Source organism: Aliterella atlantica CENA595, assembly GCF_000952155.1.
In the GTDB taxonomy this organism is placed as follows: Bacteria; Cyanobacteriota; Cyanobacteriia; order Cyanobacteriales; family Chroococcidiopsidaceae; genus Aliterella; species Aliterella atlantica.
The window spans coordinates 88587-115367 of record NZ_JYON01000009.1 but is presented as its reverse complement, the minus strand read 5'-3'; the positions used below and the strand labels follow the sequence as shown (position 1 = coordinate 115367).

At 43.3% G+C, this 26781-nt stretch carries 28 protein-coding genes; 21 read left to right on the top strand and 7 right to left on the bottom strand.

The annotated features are described in order from the left end of the window. Positions 1 to 6: 6 nt before the first annotated feature. On the bottom strand, positions 7 to 885 hold the full coding sequence (locus tag UH38_RS10550; protein WP_045054620.1) for a sugar kinase: 879 nt from the start codon (positions 883 to 885) through the stop codon (positions 7 to 9). Positions 886 to 892: 7 nt separating this feature from the next. Between UH38_RS10550 and rsmI the strand changes: the two genes are divergently transcribed. Beyond that, the gene (rsmI, locus tag UH38_RS10545; protein ID WP_045054619.1) at positions 893 to 1765 is read left to right on the top strand and encodes a 16S rRNA (cytidine(1402)-2'-O)-methyltransferase; all 873 of its coding nucleotides are present in this window, start codon (positions 893 to 895) and stop codon (positions 1763 to 1765) included. 43 nt (positions 1766 to 1808) lie between these two features. Here rsmI and UH38_RS10540 read toward each other — a convergent pair whose 3' ends face one another. Continuing rightward, positions 1809 to 2657, bottom strand: a complete 849-nt coding sequence (locus UH38_RS10540; protein WP_045054618.1) for a PD-(D/E)XK nuclease family protein — start codon at positions 2655 to 2657, stop codon at positions 1809 to 1811. A 145-nt stretch (positions 2658 to 2802) separates the two neighbouring features. On the opposite strand from UH38_RS10540, the gene UH38_RS10535 reads away from it, so the two are divergent. The 6 genes from UH38_RS10535 (at position 2803) to UH38_RS10510 (ending at position 12674) form a co-directional block, all read left to right on the top strand. Continuing rightward, positions 2803 to 4242, top strand: coding sequence for a phosphoglucomutase/phosphomannomutase family protein (locus UH38_RS10535; RefSeq protein WP_045054617.1), 1440 nt, complete (start codon positions 2803 to 2805; stop codon positions 4240 to 4242). Positions 4243 to 4685: 443 nt separating this feature from the next. Next, complete coding sequence (locus UH38_RS10530) at positions 4686 to 9068, top strand: multicopper oxidase domain-containing protein (protein WP_045054616.1); 4383 nt, start codon at positions 4686 to 4688, stop codon at positions 9066 to 9068. 227 nt (positions 9069 to 9295) lie between these two features. Next, complete coding sequence (locus UH38_RS10525) at positions 9296 to 9670, top strand: helix-turn-helix domain-containing protein (protein WP_407640447.1); 375 nt, start codon at positions 9296 to 9298, stop codon at positions 9668 to 9670. Positions 9671 to 9754: 84 nt separating this feature from the next. Continuing rightward, complete coding sequence (locus UH38_RS10520; RefSeq protein ID WP_045054614.1) at positions 9755 to 10765, top strand: zinc-dependent alcohol dehydrogenase family protein; 1011 nt, start codon at positions 9755 to 9757, stop codon at positions 10763 to 10765. 11 nt (positions 10766 to 10776) lie between these two features. Further along, on the top strand, positions 10777 to 11856 hold the full coding sequence (locus tag UH38_RS10515; protein WP_045054613.1) for an NADH:flavin oxidoreductase/NADH oxidase: 1080 nt from the start codon (positions 10777 to 10779) through the stop codon (positions 11854 to 11856). A 50-nt stretch (positions 11857 to 11906) separates the two neighbouring features. Continuing rightward, complete coding sequence (locus UH38_RS10510; RefSeq protein WP_045054612.1) at positions 11907 to 12674, top strand: HAD-IA family hydrolase; 768 nt, start codon at positions 11907 to 11909, stop codon at positions 12672 to 12674. A 28-nt stretch (positions 12675 to 12702) separates the two neighbouring features. On the opposite strand, the gene UH38_RS10505 is transcribed toward UH38_RS10510, so the two are convergent. The 4 genes from UH38_RS10505 to pgl all read right to left on the bottom strand — a co-directional run bounded on the left by UH38_RS10505 (position 12703) and on the right by pgl (position 15290). Continuing rightward, positions 12703 to 13095 (bottom strand): hypothetical protein, encoded by a 393-nt coding sequence (locus UH38_RS10505; RefSeq protein ID WP_052672337.1) that lies wholly within the window; start codon positions 13093 to 13095, stop codon positions 12703 to 12705. Between the two features lie 114 nt (positions 13096 to 13209). Continuing rightward, positions 13210 to 13512 carry an FHA domain-containing protein gene (locus UH38_RS10500; protein ID WP_235355186.1) on the bottom strand — a complete coding sequence of 101 codons (303 nt, stop codon included), beginning with the start codon at positions 13510 to 13512 and terminating at the stop codon, positions 13210 to 13212. A gap of 69 nt (positions 13513 to 13581) precedes the next feature. Then, a complete protein-coding gene (locus tag UH38_RS10495; protein WP_045054610.1) occupies positions 13582 to 14445 on the bottom strand; it encodes an FHA domain-containing protein in 864 nt (287 codons plus the stop codon). A 110-nt stretch (positions 14446 to 14555) separates the two neighbouring features. Beyond that, positions 14556 to 15290, bottom strand: coding sequence for a 6-phosphogluconolactonase (pgl, locus tag UH38_RS10490; protein WP_045054609.1), 735 nt, complete (start codon positions 15288 to 15290; stop codon positions 14556 to 14558). A gap of 372 nt (positions 15291 to 15662) precedes the next feature. On the opposite strand from pgl, the gene UH38_RS10480 reads away from it, so the two are divergent. The 5 genes from UH38_RS10480 (at position 15663) to cobA (ending at position 19422) form a co-directional block, all read left to right on the top strand. After that, a complete protein-coding gene (locus UH38_RS10480; protein WP_045054607.1) occupies positions 15663 to 16286 on the top strand; it encodes a TIGR04282 family arsenosugar biosynthesis glycosyltransferase in 624 nt (207 codons plus the stop codon). Positions 16287 to 16326: 40 nt separating this feature from the next. Further along, positions 16327 to 16707, top strand: coding sequence for a DUF4359 domain-containing protein (locus UH38_RS10475; RefSeq protein ID WP_045054606.1), 381 nt, complete (start codon positions 16327 to 16329; stop codon positions 16705 to 16707). A gap of 282 nt (positions 16708 to 16989) precedes the next feature. Continuing rightward, positions 16990 to 17682, top strand: coding sequence for a manganese catalase family protein (locus UH38_RS10470; RefSeq protein ID WP_045054605.1), 693 nt, complete (start codon positions 16990 to 16992; stop codon positions 17680 to 17682). A 196-nt stretch (positions 17683 to 17878) separates the two neighbouring features. After that, a complete protein-coding gene (locus UH38_RS10465) occupies positions 17879 to 18655 on the top strand; it encodes a sirohydrochlorin chelatase (RefSeq protein ID WP_045054604.1) in 777 nt (258 codons plus the stop codon). Further along, positions 18652 to 19422: a uroporphyrinogen-III C-methyltransferase gene (gene cobA / locus UH38_RS10460; protein ID WP_045054603.1), complete on the top strand. Its 771-nt coding sequence runs from the start codon at positions 18652 to 18654 to the stop codon at positions 19420 to 19422. The genes UH38_RS10465 and cobA overlap by 4 nt, the downstream gene beginning before the upstream one ends. A 33-nt stretch (positions 19423 to 19455) precedes the next feature. Here the strand turns inward: cobA and UH38_RS10455 are convergent, their stop codons facing one another. After that, a complete protein-coding gene (locus UH38_RS10455) occupies positions 19456 to 20097 on the bottom strand; it encodes a Uma2 family endonuclease (protein WP_045054602.1) in 642 nt (213 codons plus the stop codon). 44 nt (positions 20098 to 20141) lie between these two features. On the opposite strand from UH38_RS10455, the gene UH38_RS10450 reads away from it, so the two are divergent. The 9 genes from UH38_RS10450 to UH38_RS10410 all read left to right on the top strand — a co-directional run bounded on the left by UH38_RS10450 (position 20142) and on the right by UH38_RS10410 (position 26771). Next, complete coding sequence (locus UH38_RS10450) at positions 20142 to 21089, top strand: RluA family pseudouridine synthase (protein ID WP_045054601.1); 948 nt, start codon at positions 20142 to 20144, stop codon at positions 21087 to 21089. Between the two features lie 493 nt (positions 21090 to 21582). Beyond that, positions 21583 to 22107: a phycocyanin subunit beta gene (locus tag UH38_RS10445; protein ID WP_045054600.1), complete on the top strand. Its 525-nt coding sequence runs from the start codon at positions 21583 to 21585 to the stop codon at positions 22105 to 22107. A 68-nt stretch (positions 22108 to 22175) separates the two neighbouring features. Beyond that, complete coding sequence (gene cpcA / locus UH38_RS10440) at positions 22176 to 22664, top strand: phycocyanin subunit alpha (RefSeq protein ID WP_045054599.1); 489 nt, start codon at positions 22176 to 22178, stop codon at positions 22662 to 22664. 127 nt (positions 22665 to 22791) lie between these two features. Beyond that, a complete protein-coding gene (locus tag UH38_RS10435; RefSeq protein WP_045054598.1) occupies positions 22792 to 23673 on the top strand; it encodes a phycobilisome linker polypeptide in 882 nt (293 codons plus the stop codon). Positions 23674 to 23819: 146 nt separating this feature from the next. Next, entirely contained in the window at positions 23820 to 24158 is a 339-nt protein-coding gene (locus UH38_RS10430) for a phycobilisome linker polypeptide (RefSeq protein WP_045054597.1), read from the top strand. Positions 24159 to 24179: 21 nt separating this feature from the next. Next, positions 24180 to 24419, top strand: coding sequence for a phycobilisome linker polypeptide (locus UH38_RS10425; RefSeq protein ID WP_045054596.1), 240 nt, complete (start codon positions 24180 to 24182; stop codon positions 24417 to 24419). A gap of 3 nt (positions 24420 to 24422) precedes the next feature. Beyond that, complete coding sequence (locus tag UH38_RS10420; protein ID WP_045054595.1) at positions 24423 to 25244, top strand: HEAT repeat domain-containing protein; 822 nt, start codon at positions 24423 to 24425, stop codon at positions 25242 to 25244. A 46-nt stretch (positions 25245 to 25290) separates the two neighbouring features. Then, complete coding sequence (locus tag UH38_RS10415; RefSeq protein ID WP_045054594.1) at positions 25291 to 25911, top strand: HEAT repeat domain-containing protein; 621 nt, start codon at positions 25291 to 25293, stop codon at positions 25909 to 25911. 17 nt (positions 25912 to 25928) lie between these two features. Beyond that, positions 25929 to 26771, top strand: a complete 843-nt coding sequence (locus tag UH38_RS10410; RefSeq protein WP_045054593.1) for a phycobilisome rod-core linker polypeptide — start codon at positions 25929 to 25931, stop codon at positions 26769 to 26771. Positions 26772 to 26781 lie beyond the last annotated feature (10 nt).

Sequence of the window (26781 nt, the reverse complement as noted above, 5' to 3'; positions counted from 1 at the left end):
TTATACCTATAGTTGACCCTGGTTCATCCACATTCGCGTCCCAAAAAATTTACAGGAATTAGCTGCAACTTTTGCAGACGCAATCAAAGCATTAGCAAAACTTTTACGCATTATGTAATAACAAAAAGCTCCATGAAAAATATCGCCAGCACCTAGAGTATCTACAACTTTTATTTGAGGAACATCTGTATATTTAATTTCGCTATTTTCTAAGTATTGAATCGAATCCCCACCACGAGTAATGGCAATATTATTAATACCAAATCTATCTAAAAAAGCAAATACCTCTGTGACACTGTTGCAGTTGGGAGGATAAAAGTTATTAGAACAAATAGCGTAGTTTACAAAAGGTAAAATATGCTCAAATCCCGATTTCCAACTGCCACCGTCAATTACAACAGGAATATTTTTAGATTTGGCTAACCGAGCGATCGCTTGTCCTACTGCCATTTGATGACCGTCAATCAAAACAATATCAGTATTTGTCAAAATATCAGCAGGAATATCACTACTATCTACTTGAGTTTTAACAGCATTGAGAGAAACTACAGCCCTTTCTCCGGTACTTTGAGTAACAATAATAGAGGAAACAGGTGGTACTTGAGAATTATTAGGTGCAAGGTCAGCGATTGCAACTTGGCATTTTGCTAAATCTGACTTAATTACTTCGGCAATTGCGTGAGTTCCTAAAGCTGCCAAAAGTGTTGCTTGGTTGCCTAAATAACTAAAAGTTGCTGCTGCATTTGTCGCCGGACCACCTGCGGCGATTGTAAAATCTGAAGCAACAATCTTTTGATTGTTAGTAGGTACATTACTAGCTAGATATATAGTGTCCAAAGTTGTCAAGCCAACAAATAACCCGTTATAAGTTCGCTCAAATCCCATAACATAAATGACCTCTGAACCACAACCAGGAACGCTTTACATAGTTGGTACGCCCATAGGTAACCTAGAAGATATAACTTATCGAGCAGTACGAATTTTACAAAATGTAGACTTAATCGCCGCTGAAGACACGCGCCATACAGGCAGATTATTACAGCATTTTCAAGTAAAAGCACCGCAAATTAGTTATCACGACCACAACCATAGCAGCCGTACTCCAGAGATATTAGAACATTTAGCCAGTAAAAAAGCGATCGCTCTAGTAACAGATGCCGGAATGCCAGGTATATCCGATCCTGGGTACGAATTAGTCAAAGCCTGCGTTGATGCTGGTATTGCAGTAGTCCCTATTCCTGGTGTCAGCGCCGTAACTACGGCTATTAGCGCCTGTGGATTGCCATCAGATAGATTTATCTTTGAGGGATTTTTACCCGTCAAAGGACAAGAGCGAAAAAACCGCTTAGAATCTCTGCAAACAGAAGCCAGAACAATAGTATTGTACGAATCTCCCCACCGCTTGCAACAAACACTAAAAGACTTAGCCGCAGCTTTGGGAATCGAAAGACAAATCGTACTAGCGCGAGAACTAACTAAATTGCATGAGGAATTTTGGCGAGGAACATTGCAAGAAGCGATCGCTCGTTGCAAGCAGCGCGAACCCCAAGGCGAATACACTTTAGTTGTAGCAGGCACTCCACCAGCATTACCTTACCTTTCGGAAGTAGAACTCAACGCCGAGTTGCTCAAAATCATGCAAGGAGGGGTATCGCGATCGCAAGCTAGCCGCCAGCTAGCAAAAGTTACCGCTCATTCCCGCAGCGAACTATATAAATTAGCCTTAGCGATCGTTATGCCTACCGCAGAAACAGAAAATTCGTAGCCTCATTACTTGCCATCTGCGTTTATCTGCGTTCGATATGTATTTATCCCATAGGCTTTATCTCAGCTTCTCCACAATCTGACTTAGCAGTAGAAAATTCACAAATAGAACTAAAAGAACAGTAACGACAGTGAGAACCAGGATTAGGCGGAAAAATCTTACTAAAATTAACTGGCTTTTGTTCGTATCTCCGCAAATCTTGCTGGTGTTTTTGCGCTACTACTGCCAGTTGATTTTCAATCGTATCTAGCTGGCTAGAACTAACAGTAATTAAGGCTGACTTCTTGCACCTTTCCAAATTGTAGAAAGAGGCAACCGCTTTGTGGTGCGGATACAAGTAACGCGCAGCTACTAAATATACTAAAGCTTGCCTTTGGTCAAACGCTGACTTACCAGTCTTAAAATCCAGAATATGCAACCTGCTTCCAGCTTCGCTAAAAACGCAGTCCATAGCCGCATACAAGCGAAATGGATACTCAACTTGTTTAATGAAAATTGGTCTGGGGAAGCCCTCATCACCGCGCGTTAATTGCACGATCTGCTTGCCTGCCAATACAGGATCGCCGTGATAGTTCTTTAAAATTTGAATTACTCGCTGCTGGACTTCCTCGCTTGTTTTGCTCAATTTTAATAACTGGGCAACTTTTTCTACACCGTCAGCTTGACTTAGTAATTCCCTATGGTGGTGAAATTCATACACGCCTTTTTGGGCAAGGATGCCAATCCGCTGCGGTGGTGTAGCTTGGGCAAGGAGTTCTTGAACTATTGGTTCTTTTTGCCGCGCTTTAATAAATCCTCGCTTCATTTGGCAATGCCAGCGTTCTTGCCCCACTGCTGGCGCAACTAATGACCAAAGATGATAGCTGGCAAACGGTCGCCCAAGAACAAACATCACTCAGTTTCAGTAACTACATTGCCCTATAAAAGAAATTTAGGGTTACAGGTGCGTCCCAACTCAAGGCGATCGCTCTTAACACATCGCAAAGGGAGAAGCTTCCTGTACTATTAATGATAAACACTTCCTTGAGTGGCAAAGGATGAGCAGTATTAGCAATTCTCAAAAAATTAAATTCGGCACTGATGGTTGGCGAGGAATTATTGCCGATGACTTTACTTTTCCCAATGTACGAAAAGTAACTAGAGCGATCGCAAGTTACCTCGAAACCGCTTACTCTAAAGACCGTCCGGTTCTTATCGCTTACGATACTCGCTTCCAAGCGGAGAAGTTTGCCTATAGCGCAGCCGAGGTTCTAGCAGATTTAGGTTGGACTGTTAAGATTTGCGATCGCGATTGTCCTACACCTGTAATTGCCTACAATGCCCGTCATCTCAATTCGGCTGGGGCGTTAATGTTTACTGCTAGCCACAATCCCGCGCCCTACTGTGGAATTAAGTATATTCCCGATTATGCGGGACCTGCCACACCAGAGATTACAGATACAATTGTGGCAAATCTTGAAGGCGCAGCAGATACGCCAGTTACGAACAAAGTAGCAGATAAAATCTCAACTTTCGACCCCAAACCAGAGTATCTCAAATTTATCTACACGATCCTTGATGTCGAGCGAATTCGTAGCGCTCGTTTGAAGGTAAAGTATGACGCGCTATATTCAACGTCTCGCGGCTACTTAGATGAAGTTTTGCAGCATTGCGGTTGTGACGTAGAAAGTTTCCACACCTACCGCGACGTACTATTTGGCGGTGGAATGCCAGAACCCAAGGGCGAACAATTAGTCGAACTAGCTGAGGCAGTCAAGAAAGATAATGCCGATATTGGACTAGCAACAGATGGAGATAGCGATCGCTTTGGTATCATCGACGAACAAGGTAATATGCTATCGCCAAACACCGTTTTGCTACTGTTGGCACGTCATTTGAGCAAAAATAGAGGCAAAACAGGAGCAATTGTTCGTACTGTGGCGACAACCCATTTACTCGACAACTTAGCGGCTAAATACGGGCTAAAGATTTACGAAACAGCCGTAGGCTTTAAGTACATCGGCGAGAAAATGCGCGAAACTGAGGTACTTATCGGCGGTGAAGAATCCGGCGGTTTAAGCGTAATCGGGCATATTCCTGAAAAAGATGGCATTTTAGCAGATATGCTCGTAGCAGAAGCGATCGCCTATGAAGGTAAGCCATTAAGTCAGCTAGTAGCAGAAGCCATTGCTGAAGCTGATGGACCTTTGTACAACCAGCGTCTAGACTTACACCTAGATGATGCCCATAAAGCCGCGACAATCGAATCTTTTACTAACAATCCTCCCGCAGACGTTGCAGGGATTAAAGTTAAAGAGGTTGGACGTAAAGATGGCATCAAGCTTTACCTAGAAGATGGTAGCTGGGTATTGTTACGTCCTTCGGGAACCGAACCATTGATGCGCGTTTACTTAGAAACTAACTCTACAGATAAGCAAAAACAAATTGCTACGCAAATGGAACAATCAATCGAAAAGTTAAAGCCAGTAGCAGTTTGAGTAACGCTAACTCCATAGCAGAAGTAAATACAAAGGTCAGAAGTTTTACGATTATTTGACCTTTTCCTAAGAGTAGGAGCAAAATATCTTTTTGCTTCTATTTTTATATGTTAGACCTCTTGCATAAATAATAAGAGTGCTTTACTTAACTTCGCTAATACAGCATCACATAGATTTCAATCTGCATTTATCTGCGTTTTATGCGAGAAGTTCATTTTACTCATTGCAGGCAGAAAGTAAATTTTGTGAATGTTTTTAACGAAACCTAACATTTTGCTGGAAAGAAAAGATGTAGCCTTGAGGTAATAGTCACAAACTCAAGATCGTTACTTTGTAGTTGGCTCGACCCTACTCATACATTGTTTGAGTGCATTAGCTGCGTACTTTAATGCATCAACAATTGTTGTGCAAAGAACGAGCTTAATATTTTGAGGTGATAAACCATGAAAAACATCAAATACGATGTAGTAGCTTTATCAGTAACTCTATGGTTCAACAGATACGGCGACCACGACCATAATGGTTTGATGTACGTATTGCAAGAACATCAAGATATTATTAACTATATTAAAGACGTTCAATCGGGCAAGCTGGATGAGGAAGAATTAGCGAGGAAAAAACAGGAGCTAATTCTTACTTACGATCTAACTGGAGATACTCGTCGGATTGAAGAATGGCTTCCCGACACTCAAGAAAAAGCTAGGCAACCTCACCCTTTAATTGTTCCTTTGGTGCTACGCGCAAGTGTAGGGGATACTATTACTATAAATTTAAAAAACGAAATAAAAAATCGTCCAGTTGGAATTCATTTAGTTGGTCCTGGTACTGACGCAAACAATGATGGCAGCCACATCGGCAAAAATCAATCTAGCCTGGTAGATTGTGGAAAAGAAAAGTCTTTTGTTTGGCAGTGCGATCGCGAAGGAGTATTTGTCTTTCACGATGCTGGCGATTTTCGTGGCGACGAACGAGGAACCAATGTACATGGACTTTTTGGCGCTTTAGTTGTCGAACCTAGTGGTGCGCGTTGGACAGATCCAGAAACAGGAAGATTGCTAAGTAGTGGTTTATATGCAGACGTGCATCAGCGATCGCAGGCGGAATTAGAAACACTCAAGCAAGAAGGTAAACTAGCACCCTATCCCAACGCCAACAATCCTGAATCGCTAACTAGCGAATATCCCGAACCGAAAGCATCTTTTCGAGAATTTGTCATCTTTTTTCACGACGAGCCAGAATGGGTTCCTCCCCACACACCATTAGAAACTAATCCTTGCGATGACCCGAACGCTTCGCAAGCAGAATTAATGCACGAGCATACAGAAGGCTCTTTGATGCCTGTTAGCTATCGAGCAGAACCAATGATCTCTAGAGAACGAGAGCTTTGGAAAAAGATGAAGGATGGGGAAATCGATCCCCATAATATCGTAGTCAATGAAGAACAACATCACTCAAGCTGGTTATTTGGCGACCCCTGCACGCCAGTTTTCAAAGCTTATTTAGGCGATCCTGTGCGGATTCGCTTAGTTCATGCTGGCGTGAAAGAAACTCACGTTTTCCACCTCCACGTATATGAATGGAACGCGATTCCCTTCCATCGCGACTCCAACATCATCGATGCAATTACAATCAGTCCCCAAGTAGGTTATACAATTGTGCCTTTTTACGGAGCGGGGAATCGGCAAATGGTTCCAGGCGATGTAATTTGGCACTGCCATCTGTATCCGCATTTTCATCATGGGATGTGGGGAATATTTAGGACTTTTGACAAGCTGCAAGCAGGTATAGATGGAGCATTGTTTCACAGTAGAACAGGGAAGGAATTAACGCCAGCAGAATTAGCGGCAATTAATGCAATTGGCGATCGCATTAGAAAAACTAGAGCAAAAAATCAAATCATCCGTCAGTTAGGGCGTTATCCTGACCTTACGCCTATACATAAATTAGTGCCGCTACCAGATCGCGAAGCTCCACCCGAACCAACTCCTTCGCATCCTGGTTATCCTTTATTTATTGCTGGAGAAGTTGGGCAAAAGTCATATATACCACCTTGGCATAAGCGGCAAAACAAACAAGATACCTTTGAAGGTTTGCCAGTAACAGATTACGACTATCGTCAGCCTACGCAATTAGAACTTAACGCCTTCAATCACGATCCTCGACCTGGTGAATTATTTACAACTTTTGCCTATCCAGACAGGGATAAAAGCTTGCATAAAATTGCTAAATCTCAGACAGTCAAACACAATATCGATGTCCTGATGACACCGATTAAATATAACGACTATGGGTGGTGGGACCCTCACGGACATTTGTATGTATTAGCCGATGAAGATCCTGGCATCCAAACTTTTTCCGAACTTCTCGACGAAGCGGTTCACCACGCTACTCATCGCCTGCAAGCTGAAGATCCGCATATAACTCCAGAACGAGCCAGACAAGTAGTGGCAAGTCGGGGAGTAACTATTGAGCCAACTAAGCAACAGCCTTTATTTTTACGCTGTCGTAAGACTGAAGTAATGCAATTGACTCTGCACAATCGTCTGGAAAGGTATATTGCCGAAACGCCCTTCGATAGTGCTTTTCCTAAAGGCATTGAGAGCAATTGTCTAGAATTCGCTAGCTATCGAGGTGAGTGCGGTTTGCACGTTCACATTGTCAAATTTGACCCAATTTGTTCAGACGGAGCTAGCACTGGTTGGAACTACATGAGTGCGCCGCGCTTTGGTAAAAAGTTAGTTTATCGTTGGTGGGCTGATGAAGAATTTGGCACAATTTTTACTCACGATCACCTGTTTGCTAACTATCGGCAGAAACATGGTTTATTTGGTGCTTTGTTGGTAGAACCTGAAGGCGCAACTTTTCACGATCCTAAAAATCCATCTCAAGAAATCTTAGTTGGTCAAAGTGCGGTAATTCGCTATCGAGAGCAGGGGCAAGAAAAAGCCTATCGAGAATTCTGTTTTGGTAATGCTGATTGGGTTCCTCTATTTAAGCAAGCTGCGACTACAAATCCACATTCAGGGCATAATATGGGGGCGATCGCGCATGGTAACGCCCAAATAACACAGAACTTTGTCGCTCAAGCGTTCTATGAAGTAAAAGATAACCCCAAAAAAATCCTCCAAAAAATCAACATTACCTATGGAATGCCCTTGGAACCGCCAAATATGCAGGATTCTCACGATGATAATGGTGTGTTTGGAGTAAACTATCGTTGCGAACCTCTAAGCGAGCGCCCAAACGATCCTAGCGAGTGGTTTAACTCAAAGAAATTTTTTATCAACGCTGACGAGCATGGTAGCGAAGCTTCAAAACCTTTCCAATATGGCGATCCCAATACGGCTGTTTTCCATACCTTACCAGGCGAACCCGTACGCTTGCGTCTAGTACAGGGTTCTCATGAAGAGCAACATAGTTTTCAATTGCATGGTTTGCGCTGGCAGAGGTTTTGGCAAGATAAAAATTCTCCCCTACGCAATCAACAGACATTAGGAATATCTGAGGCTTTTTCCTTCAACCTCGATCGCAATTATGGCGCTGGCGATTATCTATGGAAATACTCAAGTGCTGAAGATTTATGGCTGGGTTGTTGGGGAATTATTCGCGCCCACGATCCTAATTCATACGCAAGTCATAAACCATCACCGTTGATGGCAGACTATACACCGCCCCAACCACTTTGTCCCCCACCGTTAGAGCAATGTCGTCGTTTTAAAGTAGTAGCAAAAGCGAAAACCATTCCCTATAGCCCTGTCCTTAAAGACCCATTTGGCTTAGTTTTTAATTTAGTAGCATGGGCAGAGCCAGGTGAAATTAGTTGTCATCCAGTTACAACTCCTGACGATGAGCCGCTAGTTCTGCGCTGTCGTCAAGGCGAATGGGTAGCTATTGAATTAGTAAATCAAATTCCTGACGAACTAGAAGTAGAACCTTTAGCGCCTGAATTACCTCACGATGATGCTGAGAGAAGGATATCTAATAAGGTTTCTATTCATGCCGACCTACTGACCTATGATGTAATTGCACATGATGGTGCTAATGTAGGCATCAATCAAAATTCTACTGTCGATAATTCAGAGGCAGAGCCAAAAGGCGAAAAATCTCGAACATACTACTGGTTAGCCGATCGCGATGTTGGGGCTGTTTTACTCCAAGATATGGCAGATTTTCGCAATCATCGCCATCACGGTCTAATTGGTGCTTTAGTCATAGAAGATCCCAATACCATCCCCTACGCGGTTGCTGATAATACAACAACTGCTGCACTTGTGCCTAACGCTGTGTGTTGGCATGGAGCTAGAGCCACAATCTATCACAAATATACTCACAATAAGACTGAAGAAATGGTCTTGCTCGTGCAAAATGGATTGCGATACTTTCTACACGGTAATCCAGCGCTACCAATTGGGGATATTCCTGGCGATGTTGGCGAAGATGGACCTGATACTGAAGATCAAGGGTTAAAGGGATTTAACTACAGAAGCGAACCTAGTAGCCATGCACGGGGTTATGCATTTACGCCCTCTACGCCTGTATTCAAAGTCAAGCCTGAAGCTAACGTCAAACTACATTTAGTTGGCGCTTGCGATAAGCCCCGCAACCATAGTTTTACTTTACACGGTCATTCCTGGAAGGAGTGGGAATATTTGGGTGAAAAAAGTCCAGAAACGTCTTCTACTTCTGGGGTTACTTCTGGCTTTGCTCAAACTTATCATTTCACTGCCAATAAAACACCTGGAGATTATATGTATCGTAGTGGTGTGCTTAAGTATGATGTGGAACAAGGATTGTGGGGGATTATGCGGGTGAGAAATACCTGTTGAACTTAGAGAGTACGAACGCAGATGAACGCAGATAGACGCAGATGCAATCGAGGTGACATTGCACTAGCAAGATTTAATACATCAAACTGTTGGACAACCTGAAAAGTCTGCTAATTACGGTTGTTCGACTTTCCCTTTTTAAATTGGCGATCGCTGTTGACACTTCTGCTATTAATTTGCTAGGTTAACGTTAACGTCAATGTTGAGATGCAACTGTGATGGCAAAAATGCGGATAGGAGACTTAGCTCAAAAAGCTGGTGTAACTCCCAGAACAATCCGCTACTACGAAAACTTAGGCTTAATTAGCCCTAGCGAACGCGAAGGGGCAGGCTTTCGCTACTATACAGATACAGAATTAGCTAGACTCCAGAAGATTGATTGTCTCAAGTCGCTAGGATTGACTTTGGAGGAAGTTGCTAGCGTGATCGATCTGTATTTTGAAGACTCTACAGGGATTAAAGGTAAGCAAAAAGTGCTGGAAATTTTACACCGCCATCTGCACGAGACTGACGACAAAATTGAAGCTTTAGCTCAGTTCCGCAGTGAATTGCAAGCAAGTATCCATAAAATTCAGCAGTGCATTGAGACAGGAAGCAGTTAGTATTTATGCTTGAAGCTAATCGCGATCGCTAAACCTAGTTATTTTTTAACAGCAAACTAACGTAAACGTAAAGGTTAAAGCATGATGAAGGTATTCGAGATTCAAAACAAGTTTGGCTTAGAGTCCCTCACCTTAACAGAACGCCCCGAACCTAGCCCTAGTTACGGACAAGTGTTAGTTAAAATGCGGGCTTTTTCGCTCAATTACCGCGACTTGATGGTAGTAAAGGGTTTGTATAATCCCAACATACCTTTACCTTTAATTCCTCTATCTGACGGAGTAGGGGAAGTAGTTGCAACTGGCGCAGGAGTAAAGCGCGTAAAAGTAGGCGATCGCGTTGCGGGGACATTTTTCCAAAATTGGTCGTGCGGTGGGCTTACTGAAGCTGGATCAAAATCAGCACTAGGCGGAGCAATAGATGGCGTACTAGCAGAGTATGTCGTACTGCAAGAAAATGGTGTCGTCCTCGTACCCGAACACCTCAGCGACGAGGAAGGAGCAACTTTACCATGCGCCGCAGTTACAGCTTGGAATGCCTTAGTTACATCTGGCGGCGTAAAAGCTGGCGATACAGTATTAGTGCAAGGTACAGGCGGAGTATCTATATTCGCCCTGCAATTTGCCAAAACTTTAGGCGCAAGAGTAATTGCTACATCTAGCAGCGATGAAAAATTAGAGCGAGTAAAGCAATTAGGCGCATCAGATACGATTAACTACAAACAAACGCCAGATTGGGGCAAACGGGTACTAGAACTTACAGATGGCGTAGGCGTTGACCAGGTTGTGGAAGTCGGTGGCGCTGGGACTTTAAATAACTCGCTGCGGGCTGTACGTCATGGCGGACAAATTAGTTTAATTGGCGTTCTTACAGGCGGTAGTGGCGAGATAACTACAGCATCAATATTGATCAAAAACGTGCGCGTGCAAGGCATTTATGTAGGTTCAGGGCAGATGTTTGAGGACATGAATCGAGCGATCGCATTTAACAAAATCCAACCAGTATGCGATCGCGTATTTGACTTTTCAGACACAGTAGCAGCCTTGAAATATATGGAAAGTGGTTCGCACTTCGGCAAAATTTGTATTCATTTTTAAGGAAAAAGCAGATGCCACAATTATTTGACCCTTATCAACTCAAAGACATTACTCTCCGCAACCGCATCGGTGTTTCTCCCATGTGCCAATACAGCGCCGAAGACGGCGTACCTAACGATTGGCATTTAGTTAATCTCGGTTCTCGCGCTGTTGGCGGAGCAGGGTTAGTTATAGCTGAAGCTACTGCGGTAGAAGCAAGAGGGCGAATTTCTCCTGGAGACTTGGGTATTTGGGCAGACAAACATATCGAACCCCATTACCGCATGACCAAATTTATCAAAGAGCATGGAGCAGTACCAGCAATTCAAATTGCTCATGCAGGGAGAAAAGGTAGCGCCGCCCGTCCTTGGGAGGGCGATAATTCCCTCAAAGATGAAGAAGGTGGATGGGAAACAGTAGCACCAAGCGCGATCGCATTTGGCGGCGAACTTTGGCGCGTTCCTAAAGAAATGACGCATCAAGATATTCAGGAAGTGCAAACTGCTTTTCGTTCCGCAGCCCTCCGCGCCTTAGAAGCTGGATATGAGTGGTTAGAATTGCACTTTGCTCACGGATATTTAGCACATAGTTTTTATTCGCCGTTATCTAACAAACGCACAGATGAATATGGCGGTAGTTTTGAAAATAGAATCCGCTTTGTAGTAGAGACAACTCGCGCCGTTAGAGAAGTATGGAGCGATCGCTTACCTTTAACTGCTCGTTTATCTTGTTATGACTGGGTAGAAGGCGGTTGGACAATTGACGACTCAGTAGAACTATCGAAAAAGCTCAAAGCCGAAGGCGTAGATCTAATTGATTGCAGTTCTGGCTTTAACTCTAGTGACTATAAAAACTATCCATTTGGTGCGGGGTGGCAAGTACCATTTGCCGAAAAGATCCGCAAAGAAGCGCAAATAGCAACAGCCGCCGTTGGTTCTATCACCCAAGCCATGCAAGCCGATGAAATAATTCGCAACGGTAGAGCAGATATAGTCCTATTAGCTAGAGAAATGCTACGCGATCCTTACTGGTCTTATCATGCTGCGCTAGAATTGCAAACTAAAGATGCAGCCAAAGAGTTATTACCCGTTCAGTACGGCGGTCGAGTCTAAACTGAATTTTAGTTACCGAGAAAAATAAAAAATTGGGTGGAGACAAGAGCATGAGTGCAATTATTTTTGATTGCGACGGCGTACTAGCAGATACAGAACACGACGGACATCTACCAGCTTTTAACCAGACTTTTAAAGAATTTAATCTTCCCGTACAGTGGTCGGAGGCTGATTACAACGAAAAAGTTCAAATCGGCGGTGGTAAAGAGCGGATGGCAAGTATATTGACTCCTAACTTCGTGCAGAAAGCAGGATTGCCTAGCGATGCTGAAAAACAAAGCAAAATGCTAGTCGAGTGGCATCTACGTAAAACTGATATTTATAAAGAAATGGTCAAGGGCGGACGCTTACCAGGACGACCTGGAATTGCTAGATTGACCAAGGAAGCGATCGCCGCCGGATGGACGTTGGTTGTAGCTTCAACTTCGGCTGAAGAATCAGTACGCACTGTATTAGAGTTCGTTGTAGGCAAAGAACAAGCGGCACATTTTCATGTATTTGCAGGCGATATGGTACCGAAAAAAAAGCCCGCACCGGATATTTATTTGCTAGCTAAAGAGCGATTGAATTTATCGCCCCAAGACACGCTAGCAATTGAAGATTCCCACAATGGACTTATGGCAGCAGTCGGCGCAGGATTTCGCTGCCTAGTCACTGTTAGCACCTACAGCAAACACGAAGATTTGAGCGAAGCCTTACTTGTGGTATCGGATTTAGGCGAACCGAACTCACCAATGCGGATAATTGCTAACCGCAGCCGCGCTAAACCTGGTGACTACATCACCCTGGAAGACGTAAGAGCTTGTATTAAAACTTAAATCTTAATTAGGGGCGTAAGCTCTAACGTTATCTGCGCTTAGATAAGAATATAAAACGGCTAACATCCTGTGCCGGACACCGAGCCAGAGTTGCCAAGTTTACTTTTCTATCTTTATTGCTAGTTGTATCGACATAAGTGTAGGCAAGGTCGATATTTTGCTCGTTGACATATACTCCCCAAAAATTTTCATAGCCGACAGTACCAGCACTGACAGAATTTATTTTCACTGCTTGGGGTACTTTATCTCCACAAGGTTCGCACAATTTATACATAGTTTGACCTTTTTCTAGGCGCGATACAGCCGCGATCGCTTGCTGCTTTGTAATGTACGCACATTGATCTGCAAATGCTGCCGAACCTAACGCCAAAGTAAAACCAATTCCCAACCCAAATACTTTACCTAATTTCTGCACGTTCATAACTTCACGGACATTGACTGATAAGTGAGACAGCTAGGGATTTGTTATGGTTCCTAGATAAAATAAGCGGTAGACGCGATCGCATCTACCGCTGGGAACATTCTTGCTTTTAGCCTAATTGCTCTCTTTCGTCGCTGCCTTTTCTTCAGCGCTCGCTACATCCCCCAATCGAATCTGAATTTTCGGTCCTGTAGGTGCAATTCGCACGATTGTACCGTCTACAACTGGCACTTGAGAAATTCGCTCATCACCGACAAAAGTTCCATTTGCACCCCGACTAATAAGTTCCCATTTTCCGTTACTTTCCCGCAGTTCTAAGTGCAGGCGCGAAACTACAGAACTATATAGGACAACTTCATTATCTGTTGCCCTGCCAATGCGAATCAGAGATTTGTCCTCAAATTTCCAACTCTGCATTGGCGTAGAATTCTGCGGATGCAAAAGCATTAATGTAATCACTTGCCAGTATGTTATCGCGCGAAAGGGCTAAGAAACTTGGAATATGAAGGTGACTAAATCTCCCTTACCAAGAGCAATGCGATCGCCTGCGCGTAAGCGATGGCGGTTGCCTAATGATAAAGGTAAGTTATTTATGTACGTGCCATTAGCACTGCCTACATCTTCAATATAATAGGCATCGCTTTCTACGCGAATGTCAGCATGAACCCGCGAGACGATTTCGGAATTGGGAAAACCTGCTACATCAACATCTGGCGGTATGCGATCGTTGGGCTTGCCGATATGAATTACTGATAAATTGGGCGGTAATTCAATTAATGTATCTGTCTGGACGTGCAAAAGCCTAGCTATTTGTAATTGTAGTTGCGTTTTAGAACTAGGAGCGGGCGATGCAACTGGTGTTGGCGCTGCTGGCGGTTCTGCAGCCATAGTAGGTTCAGGAGGTGGCGGCGAACTTGGTTGTTGAGACATTGTTGGGTTTGGCGCTGATACTTCTGTCTCAGGGACGGGCATTGCTTCTGTTCTATTAATGATAGAAACTAAAGGGTCGGGCTTAACGAGTGGCTCTGGAGCCATCAGATCGGGCGTTGGAGAGGAAACATCAGTAGCAAGACTTGGTTCTACTTCTGTCGCTCCCGGCTCGTTAGCAAAATTAGCGCCACCTAAACCGACTTCTGTCTCTTCGGTTGTACTCATAATATTTACACCACTATGTCCTACTTCTGTTGCTTCTGTAAGATTAGAGCCACATTGACCGCAGAATGTAGCATCTGATTGAACTTCTGCCCCGCAATTAGGGCAATTTGTCGTACTTGGCAAAGGCGTATAACAAGCTTCGCAAGATTGTGCGCCTTCGGGGTTGGAGTGATTGCAGTTAGGGCAGACGATCATATATCAGATAGGAATAAAAGGATTACTTTACAAGTTTGGGGTAGAAAAAGATACTTTTACCCATCTCAGTTTTAACCTGAGCCAATCAAAAGCAAAGAGAAATAACTATTTTAAGGCAAATTCTCCGATCGCAAATCTTCACCCGCCGCTCGATCTAACAGCCACCACAGTTCGCCTTGCGGTTGAATCAATCTACTGGGGTAAGTAGATGCATCTCCATTGGGGGCAAAAATCTCTGCTAGTGCTGGCTTTTTGCTTGCACCTGCAACTACAAACATTACATAACGAGCTTGATTGATTAATGGATAGGTAAAGGTAATGCGGGGTTGTCCGTCTTTATTGCCGACTGTAACTAAGCGATCGCTTACTTTTAACGCTTCTGTATGCGGAAATAAAGATGCTGTGTGTCCGTCATCTCCTATCCCCAGCAAAATTATATCGAAGAGCGGAAATTCTCCTGGTGCTACTTGAAAAAATTCTTGCAACTCCCGTTCGTGCTTGCTAGCTGCTACTGCTGGATCTGCTTTATCTGTAGGCATAGGATGAATGTTGCTAGCAGGAATATCGACTCGATCGAGCCAAGCTGTACGCGCCATGAGTTGATTGCTTTCGGGGTCATCTGCTGGTACGTAGCGTTCGTCTCCCCAGAATATATGGATCTTATCCCAAGGCAATTTTTGCTGGGCGATCGCTTCATACAATGGTTTTGGCGTACCACCACCTGATAAAGCAATTGTACATACTCCTCTTTCGGCAATCGCTGTATTAATTTTTTCTAAGGTAACGACGCGCGCTCGTTCGATCAGTGCCTCTACATCCGGTAAAACTTCTACTATTTTTTTCATGCTTTGTTTTTCGCTAAGACCTTATCAAAGCTACTACATTTTACGTTCTCAGTGTCCCAAATCACCCTATCATTTAAACAAGTACGCATTTAATATTACTGTTAATAAATATTTTATTAAACTGAACAAGACTATCTAGTTCTACGTGCTTATTAGCTTTTCCCAATAATAGCTTGCTCTATTTTTACATCCATCTTGCTATACTTTTGCCCGGTGAAATAGTCAAAAAGCTTTAACAATAAGATGCATACATGGCAATATAAATTGCCAGCATAAACTTGTATTTTAGTGCCAGTTAATAAATAAATATTAATATAAATCGATTTTATATATGATGCTGTAGATACGATCTGTATAACAAACTCCATAATAATGACACAACAACGTTTAATTGTTTTCACGCGCTACCCAGAACCAGGAAAAACAAAAACTCGTTTAATACCAACTTTAGGTGCGCTAGGAGCAGCAACACTCCAGCAGCAAATGACAGAGTACGTGCTGTCGCAAGCAAAAGCATTACAAGGCATTCATCCTATTTCCATAGAAGTGCGTTTCGTTGGTGGCGAACAGCAATTAATGCAAAATTGGCTAGGAGAACATTTGCAGTACGTGGCGCAAGGTACAGGCGATTTGGGTTGTCGGATGGCAACAGCGCTTGCTGAAGCTTTTCAAAACAAGATAGAATTAGTAGCAATTATTGGTAGCGATTGTCCCCAGTTGCAAGCTGAGTTAATCTACCAAGCATTTCAGCTATTAAACCACGATCGAGATTTAGTTCTCGGTCCTGCTTTAGACGGCGGTTATTATTTGATTGGGTTAAGACGTTTAATTCCAGAACTATTTACTGGCATTGACTGGGGAACTGAGCGAGTGTTGCAACAAACAGTTAATATTGCTAAAACTCTCAACTTAGAAATTGCCTATTTACCTACCTTAGCGGATGTAGATCGCCCTGAAGACTTACATATCTGGCAAAATATTATTACCAAGCCGTAGAAGCGTTTATGGCGTGTAAGCGATCGCTATCCTCAATCGTATGAAAGACTTAAAATCCCTTAGTTATATTGGTATATTAGTTTTAGCTGTTCTAGGTGCAGTTATGGCAATAACTAACCCCGATAAATCTACTTATGAGGAGTATGCAGTCGAACAACTAACAACTTATCTTACCGATGATGTTTGCCCTCAAGTACCTAAAGCTTTTGCAAGTATAGTCAGTAACTCCTGTGCTGCAATAGTTGATTCTAGCCGCCCACACATTCAGCAGATTATCGCTAGAACTACCCAAAGACAAAACTTTATCCTGTTTAGTATTTATCGTACTGATTTATCAATTAGTCCTGCAGTTCCTTTTTATCGTTTTCAAACAGTAGGTATTCTGCAAAACTTTTATACATATTCTGCTGAAAAGCAATAATCTAAGTAGTTTTTCTGATTCGGTGTAAAAGTTTTTACTTAGCAAAAAGTACAAATAAATATTTTTAAACTATCTTCATTAAAGATTATCAAAAACCACCCAAACTTTAGATAGATCCAGTTAAAAAATAATTCTTTCTTAAGGAATAGGATTGTGTAGAGCGCAACAATTAGCATAAATGAAGTCAAGCATTACTGTTGAACACTCGGTGATGCTTTAATTTATTGCTCATAGACTTCATCCTCTGCCGACTTAATATCCATTACAAGAGAGAATTGAATTATGTTTTTTCACAAGAAAGAAACTATCCATACAGTAGATATCAAAGAAGCAGATCCTCGTTTTGCTCAACTACTTTTAGAGCAATTCGGTGGAGCTACAGGCGAACTTTCTGCTGCATTGCAATATTGGGTACAATCTTTTCATGTTGAAGATCCAGGCATCAAAGATATGCTCCAAGATATTGCCATTGAAGAGTTTGGACACTTGGAGATGGTAGGAAAAATGATTGAATCCCATACAAAAAACGTCGATCAAACAGAAGCTTATAAAAGCACGTTATTTGCTGTACGCGGTATGGGTCCGCATTTTCTAGACAGTCAAGGTAATACTTGGACAGCAAGTTATTTAAATGAAGGTGGCGATGTAGTACGAGATCTAAGAGCAAATATTGCTGCTGAAGCTGGAGCGCGTCAAACTTACGAATCTTTAATTAAGTTAGCTACCGACGAAGGTACAAAAAAGACGCTCGTACACTTGTTAACAAGAGAGATTTCCCATACCCAAATGTTTATGAAAGCTTTGGATGCAATGGGTAAATTAACAGATCCAATGTTTGGCAATATTCAGCCAGATGAAACCGTTGATATTTACTACAACCTATCATCCAATGGCAAAGACGAACGCGGTCCTTGGAACTCCGAACCCACTTTCCGCTACGTTGCTGACCCTGTAGGTGAAGCTCAACCTAACTAACAGTGACCAGTGACCAGTGACCAGTGACCAGTTAATCTAACTTAATTAGCGAAAAATTGCATAAGTCAGTAGGTAAATACCTGCTGACTTTTTAATATCTAAAATATAGATACAAAATATACAGAAAGTTAGCCAAAACGCGATCGCATAATAAATACTATATTTGAGTTGAAACTTACAGCCATACACTTACAAAATGCCATCTGCTTATCTGTTGGTGTCTCACGGTAGCCGCGACCCGCGCCCTCAAATTGCAATGGAGGAATTAGCTAAACTGATTTACCAGCATCAAGAGCGGATCGCAGCAAACAATTTTTATAATAGCAATCGGCTAAAATCTCGTAGTTCTCTAGCTTATTTAGCAAAACCCCTAGTAGAAACAGCTTGCTTAGAACTAAGTTCGCTACCATTGCACCAGCAAATCGTCGAATTTAGCGATCGCGCTTTAGTCGAAGGTTACGATCGCCTTCAAGTAGTACCATTATTTCTTTTAGCTGGAGTTCACGTTACAGAAGACATTCCCCAAGAAGTAGATCGAGCAACAGCAATAGTTGGGCAAAAATTATCTATAGATTTGCGATCGCATTTAGGTACTCACCCTAATTTAATGCGCCTGTTAGCAAGCCAAAGGGCAACTAATACAGCAGATGCAAGCATCCTACTCGCTCATGGTAGCCGCCGCCCTGGTGCTAAAGTAGCGGTAGAAAGAATTGCCAAAGAGCTAGGTGCATCAGTAGCATACTGGGCAATACCGCCAAAATTAGCCACAAGGGTACAAGAATTAGTAGATATTGGTCGTCAGCGGATCGCAATTGTGCCATACTTTCTATTTGCTGGCGGGATAACAGATGCGATCGCCTCTCACGTCACAGAACTAAGCCACCGATTTCCATCTGCTCATCTCCAACTCCTAGAACCAATTGGTGCTAGTGCAGAATTAGCTAATTTAATTATGGATTTATTTGAGGAATGAACCACAATACGACAAGAAAATATGTAGGTAAAGTCTATCTAGTAGGTGCAGGACCAGGAGATCCAGGACTTTTTACTCTCAAAGGCAAGGCTTTGTTAGAGTGTGCAGATGTGGTAGTTTACGATGCTTTAGTCAGTCCAGCAATTTTAGCTAGCATCAACCCTCAAGCTGAAAAAATCGACGCGGGAAAACGTCGAGGTCGTCATTCTCTAAGCCAAGAGGAAATCAATCAAATATTAATAGCCAAAGCTGAAGGTAACGCCATAGTAGTTCGCCTCAAAGGCGGCGATCCGTTTGTATTTGGTCGCGGTGGCGAAGAAATGGAAGATTTAGTCAAAGCAGGGGTATCAGTAGAAGTAGTCCCTGGCGTAACTTCAGGAATCGCCGCACCAGCTTACGCAGGTATTCCCCTCACTCACAGAGATTACAGTTCTTCAGTAACCTTCGTTACAGGTCATGAAAAAGCTGGTAAGTATCGTCCTGTGGTCAAATGGAGTGCGATCGCTCAAGGCTCAGAAACTATCGTAGTTTATATGGGCATTCATAACTTGCCCTATATTATCGAGCAACTACACGCAGCAGGCTTAAGCTTAGATACGCCGATTGCTTTAGTTCGTTGGGGTACGCGACCAGAACAAGAAGAATTAATTGGAACTTTGGCAACGATTGTAGCGCAAGTAGAAGCCGTCCAATTTAGCGCACCAGCGATCGCTGTTATCGGTCAAGTAGTAAATTTACACGATATCTTATCATCAGTGACCAGTTAGAATACTTTTATTTGGTTGCTAATCAATTACAGTTTAAATTGCTTGAAATTGCTGCATTAACCAAGCGCCTACCGTACTTTGGTCTGCTACTCTAGTACGCTGCAAAGCTTCCTCTAACAAACTAAAGGATAATCCAGGCAATAACGTTGATTTTGCGATCGCTTGACTGCCACCATTAGCAATAGTAAAAGCTTTCAACTGGGCTTTTTGCACATCTACTATCCAATACTCTTTTACTACTAATTCTTCATACATGAGCCGTTTATTACCTAGGTCGCTAGAAAGGGTGCTATCAGAAATCTCAATGACTAAATCGGGTGCAGGGTATGTATTTAAGTCCACAATTTTAGTTAGCTGAGGAATTAAATTTGCCCTTTCACCTACATAATACGAACAATCTGGCTGACACTCTTGCAGTCCTAATTTACGGAAACTACAGCCAATCTGCCCTTTTAAGGGGATACCTTTTAGAGTACAAAATAAGCTAACTGCAAAAAGAATTATTGTATGGTCACAGGAATGAGCAAAGCCTATAGGAGCCATATCAATCAACATCCTGCCATTATGATAGAAACCTTTTGCTTGCTCGTAAGCTGGATTTTCAATTGTTTGGATATACTCGTCCCAGGTTGCTACAGTCCAAATATCTGTAGCTAATTGTGTCGGTGCTTCCATATAACTACATATAAACTTAATTACTGCTGCACATCCTAATTGTAATGACTGCTGTAAAAACTCTCCAAGTTCAAGAAAAAGGCGATCGCTTAGACCGTTATTTAGCTGCAAATTTATCCGATTTATCTCGTTCTCGCCTGCAACAGTTAATCGAGCAAGGAAACGTGCAAGTTAATGGTAAAGTTTGCACTTCCAAAAAAGTTGTCGTCCAAGTAGGCGATTTGCTAGCTGTAGAAATTCCTGCTGTCCAGCCTTTAGAACTGAAAGCTGAAGATATCCCTTTAGATATCCTCTATGAAGATGATTGCTTGCTGATTATTAACAAGCCAGCAGGTTTAGTCGTGCATCCTGCGCCCGGTCATCCAGATGGTACTTTAGTTAATGCCTTGCTAGCTCATTGCCCAAATTTACCAGGTATTGGCGGCGTGCAGCGTCCTGGAATCGTGCATCGTTTGGATAAAGATACTACAGGAGCGATCGCGATCGCTAAAACCGATTTTGCCCAGCAAAACCTGCAAGCACAACTTAAAGCAAAAACAGCAAGGCGGGAATATTTAGGCGTGGTTTACGGTGTCCCATCGACTGCTAGCGGGACAATTGACTTACCTATCGGTCGTCATCTAGTAGAGCGTAAAAAAATGGCTGTTGTCCCTTTAGAAAAAGGCGGACGCACTGCTATCACTCATTGGCAAATTCAAGAACGATTGGGTAACTATACTCTTATTCATTTCCAGCTAGAAACTGGGCGCACCCATCAGATTCGCGTCCATAGCGCCTACATTGGTCATCCTATTGTCAGCGATCCGCTTTACAGTTCGGGTAAAGATATCGGTGTCAATCTACCTGGTCAAGCCCTCCATGCTTGGCGACTTCAATTGCAACACCCGATAACTGAGCAGTCAATCTCTGTTACCGCTCCTCTTCCCTCAGCTTTGATGACGCTTTTAGAGGTTTTACGGCGGAGAATTGCTGCAATTAGCAGTAATATTTAGACATATATTCGTTATATAAATTTACAAAACTACTTAATTGAGTATTAAGGTTTTAGCCAAAACCGTTGCTAGATAATACTTTTATAAATATTAAAACAATATTAACTTTCTACTAAAACCTGAATTAAGTATAAATACTACAAAGTTGTGTTGCGAAAATTGGAGGCTTCAAAGAGATGAAAGACTTACTGGGCATCAATTGCAGCCTCTATAAGCTTTGTAAAGTTATCATTAATAATTCGTAATAAACAATGGAACGGCAGCATTGTATAAACATAACCTAGAGAGGATAAATCACAGGGAAAGCCATGAAGTAATCGAGTTTGCTAAATTCTCATATAAAAAAGAAACTTCTCAGATTTCTTAACATTGTGAGTAACCATCAACTGCAACTTGAAAATAGAGTATTTCTGCTTAACCTGTCTTATCTGATTAACATTTGCATTTTTAATCAAAACTGCACTCAACTAAAGCAAGTAGGAGAATTGAGTTCATGTTAGACGCATTCGCCAAGGTAGTTTCTCAAGCTGATTCAAAAGGTGAATTTTTGAGCGGCAATCAGTTTGATGCACTGTCGAATATGGTCAAAGAAGGTAACAAGCGGATCGACGCAGTAAACCGAATCAGCACAAATGCTTCTAGCATTGTTTCTGATGCTGCTCGCGCATTGTTTGAAGATCAGCCTCAACTAATCCAACCAGGCGGAAATGCTTATACAAACCGTCGGATGGCTGCTTGTCTGCGCGATATGGAAATCATCTTGCGTTACGTTACATACGCATTAATGGCTGGTGATGCTAGCGTTCTTGACGATCGCTGCTTGAATGGTTTGCGTGAAACATATCAAGCACTTGGCGTACCTGGTGGTTCTACCGCTTCTGGCGTGCAAAAGATGAAGGACATCGCGATCAATATCGCTAACGATCCTAAAGCTCCTGGAATTGTTCAAGGTGATTGCAGTGCCATCATGTCTGAACTAGCAAGCTACTTCGACCGCGCTGCATCTGCTGTTGCTTAATTAATTCAAGTTAATTTATCGCTTGAAAAAATACATTGCAAAACAAGTTTAAGGGAGAAATCTAGAAAATGAAAACACCAATCACCGAAGCGATCGCCTCTGCTGATACCCAAGGACGTTTTTTGGGCAATACAGAACTACAATCAGCTAACGGTAGATTTGCACAAGCAAATGCAGGTCTAAACGCTGCTCGTTCTTTGACTCAAAACTCGCAAAAGCTAATCGACGGTGCAGCTAACGCAGTTTACCAGAAGTTTCCTTACACAACTCAAATGCAAGGACCTCAGTACGCTGCTGATTCTCGCGGTAAGTCTAAGTGCGCTCGCGACATCGGTCACTACCTCCGCATGGTTACATACTGTCTAATTGCTGGTGGTACAGGTCCAATGGACGAGTACCTAATTGCTGGATTGGATGAAATCAACCGTTCCTTCGAGCTATCTGGTAGCTGGTACATCGAAGCTTTAAACCACATCAAAGCAAATCATGGCTTGAGCGGTCAAGAAGCAAACCAAACCAACACCTACATCGACTACGCAATTAGCGCTCTAAGCTAGAAACTAGCTAGTTTGCCCGGAAGAATCAGTGAGTGTTGGCACAACCGCTAGCAGTTACTAATTTTTCCGGGCATTGTTTTTCGCATTTGAGTAACAAAATTTAAAAATTGCGTGGGGTAAGCTGTTCATGAGCGCATTAATGGTGAACAATTTGGCAGCAGCAGGATCGCTAGGTCTATCAGCGTTCGATGCATCATCGAGAATCGAACTGCGACCAGACTGGACAGAAAGCGATTTGCAAACGGTAATTAAAGCCGTTTACCGTCAGGTGTTGGGCAACGACTACATTATGAAATCGGAGCGCCTCACCTCGGCTGAATCGCTGCTACGGCAAGGTAGCATTACAGTGCGCGAATTTGTCCGTGCTGTAGCTAAATCAGATTTATACAAAAATAAGTTTTTCTATCCCAATTCCAATCAACGCTTTGTAGAACTCAACTTCAAGCACTTGTTAGGTCGTCCTCCCTACGATGAAAGGGAACTTAGCGATCATACAGGGATGTGTGAAGACCAAGGCTACGATGTCGAAATTGATTCCTACATCGATAGTATTGAGTACGAACAAAAATTCGGTAACAGTGTAGTTCCTTACTATACCGGATTTATGGTTGATGCTGGAGTTAGGACAGTAGGCTTTAACCGGATGTTCCGCCTGTATCGGGGTTATGCTAGTAGCGATCGCGGTTCTGTTGGCGGTAAGTCTCCGCGTTTGATGCGCGAACTCGGTCAAAACCAAGCAGGAACAATTGTTAAGCCCTCTGGTGGTGGTTCGAGTTGGAGACACGGCGCAGCTATTCCTAAAGACGCTGCTTCGACCAAAGCTTTAGGCGGTACGCCCCAAGAAAGCGGACGGATGTATCGAATTGAAGTAACTGGAATTTTACAACCAGGCTATCCTTCTGTGCGTCGTAGTGCCACAGCAATTATGGTTCCCTACGAGCGGTTATCGCAGAAATATCAGGAAATTGTCAGAAAAGGCGGCAGAATCGTCAGCGTTACGCCCGCCTAGTCCCAATTGTAGAGACGTAGCAGTGCTACGTCTCTACGTCACCGTAATTTTGTCAGGGAATAGGGGTGTAATGCATCATGTCTATACAGGCAGGTTAAAAAATTCGCCCGTATCCAAATTAATCAATTGCAGGAGATACATAAATCATGTTTGGTCAAACTGCACTTGGCAGTAGCAGACTCAGCGGCGCGGAAAATCGAATGTTTCGCTACGAAGTTGAGGGTATGCGTCAGACTTACGAAAACGATCAACTCAGCTATCCAATTCGCGCTAGTGGCAGTTTCTTTATTACAGTGCCATATAACCGCATGAATGAGGAAATGCAGCGGATCAATCGTATGGGTGGCAGAATTGTTAGCATTCAGCCTTTAAAATTGGACGCTGATAGCAACGCTAAAACTCAAGCTGCAACAGCCAACCAAAATCTGGAAGCAAAAGGCAAAAGTAAAGCTACAGCAGCCCAGGAGAGCGAAGGTCATAGCTAACTTTACAGGAGATAATAACTAATGTTTGGTCAAACAACAGTCGGGACTGGCGGAATTTCTTCATCTGCTAGCCGCGTTTTTCGCTACGAAGTTGTTGGCTTACGCCAAAACGAAGAAAACGACAAAAATGATTACGCGATTCGTCGTAGTGGCAGCGTATTTGTTACTGTTCCCTACGATCGCATGAATGAAGAAATGCAGCGCATCACCCGTATGGGCGGCAAAATTGTCAACATCGAACCGCTCACTGCCCAAAGCTAAACAATGCTGGAGTCAAGCGCCCAAGAACAGCCTGAAGCAATAGCACAACCATTAACGGTAGAGCAAGCGATCGCTAATTTGCGCTCTCTCGATCTGAGCTTGCGCTACTACGCTGCCTGGTGGTTGGGCAGATTTCGCGTGCGCGAATCTGCTGCTGTAGAAGGATTAATCCTTGCCTTGGCAGATGAAGACCACCGCACCGAAATGGGAGACTATCCCCTGCGTCGCAATGCTGCTAGAGCTTTAGGCAAAATTGGGGATAAACAAGCTGTACCAGGATTGATCCGCTGCCTAGATTGCTCGGACTATTACGTGCGCGAGGCAGCAGCCCAATCTTTGGGAATGCTAGGCGATTTTACCGCAGTTCCTCCTTTAATGCAATTACTATCTTTAGGGGTGGATGCTACGGCGCAAGTGTCAGGACGACCTCATGCAGTTGAACCTTGTGAAGCAGCAATTGAAGCTTTGGGGAGTTTGGGCGCAACTCAAGCAGTACAGCTGATTCAGCCTTTTCTCAATCAACCTGTAGCTAAGGTGCAATATGCCGCAATGCGGGCTTTGTATCAGCTTACAGGGGATGATAGTTACGGTCAGCGCTTAGTGCAAGCTTTGGCTGGTGACGACCTGAAGTTGAGGCGGGTGGTTTTAGCGGATTTAGGTGCTGTTGGCTATTTGCCTGCTGCTGGGGCGATCGCCAGTTGTGCGGTAGAAAATAGTTTCAAACTATTTGCCCTCAAGGGACTATTGGAACATCAATCTAATTCTGGTACTGGATTGTCTGATGGGGCACTTGAGGTGATGGGATTGATGGATTCTCTGTTGTAACGAACCGCATTTACGTAGTGTAGCGAAGCGTTTAGAGCGCGAAGAAATGAACGATCTAGCCTGCCGAGATTTAATTCAAGCTGTAGAACGTGCGAGTTCTCCGGCTCAGTTGGTTTCGGCGGTGCAGGCTTTGGTTGCAAGTGGTGAGGCTGCGGCTATTCCAACTTTGATTGCTGTGTTGGGATATAACAATCCTGTGGCGGCTGTAGCTGCTGTTGATGGATTGGTGAGTTTTGGGGCGGTGGCTGTGCAACCTTTGATGGAGCAGTTGGATGAGTATAACTATGGGGCTAGGGCTTACTCGATTCGCGCTTTGGCGGCGATCGCTGACCCTCGTGCTATGGATGTATTAATTCCTGCGGCTGCTACTGATTTTGCCCCTAGCGTTCGTCGGGCTGCAGCTAAAGGGTTGGGGAGTTTGGACTGGAATCTGCTAAGTGGGAAGGCGCGATCGCACTCTCAAGCTTTGGCGCTGCAAACTCTGCTGTCTATTTTAGATGACCCAGATTGGTCGATTCGTTATGCGGCTGTAGTTGGCTTGTCAGCTTTGGCTCATAGTCCCGATTTAAGAGCGCAAATTCAAGTGCATCTCAAACAAATTGGGGATGCTGATGTGGCTGTGCGATCGCGCTTGCTATTGGCACAAAAAGTTTTATCTGACGTATAAGAACAAGGTCAATATTTATGTCAATTCCTTTACTTGAAGTTACGCCCAAAACGCAAAATCAGCGCGTTGAAGGTTACGAAGTTCCTGACGAAGATAGACCGAGAATTTATCGCGCTACAGATGTTAGCTCCGATACGGATATTAACGATTTAATTTGGGCTGGCTATCGCCAAATTTATAGCGAACACTTGATTTTGGAAAGCTATCGCCAGCAATATCTAGAGTCTCAGTTGCGTAACCGGGCGATTACAGTGCGCGATTTTATTCGCGGCTTAGGTAAGTCTGAAGTTTATCGTCAGCTAGTAGGCGAGACAAATTCTAATTATCGCTTGGTTGATATTACGTTTAAGCGGTTTTTGGGACGCGCTACTTATGACAAAGACGAACAAATTGCTTGGTCGATTGTCATTGCTACGCGCGGTTTAAATGGCTTTATAGATGCGATCGTCGATGGCGAAGAGTACCGCCAAAGCTTTGGTAATGATGTAATTCCTTACCAACGCCGCCGCTTTAAAGACCGCCCGTTTAATTTGGTTAATCCCCGCTATGGCGATGACTTCCGCGATCGCCAAAATTTACGCGCTTTGGCTGGGCGTTCTTACTATCAAACTCGTCAAACTGGCGAAGTAACTAAAGAAGTAGTTCGTAAAGCAATTCCTTTCAACTTCCTCAACATGGCTGGTAGTATTCTCTCACCGGAAGTCAACTATCAACGTGCGATCGCAACCGCAACCTCCCAAGTCAAGAATATAGAAATTCCTGACATGACTCGCGGGGAAAACTCCATCGAACGCACTGTTAAACCCAAAGAAGCTGCTTTACCCTACCGCTACATCCCCAAAGCTAACCCCAAAGTTTAAACCAACACCT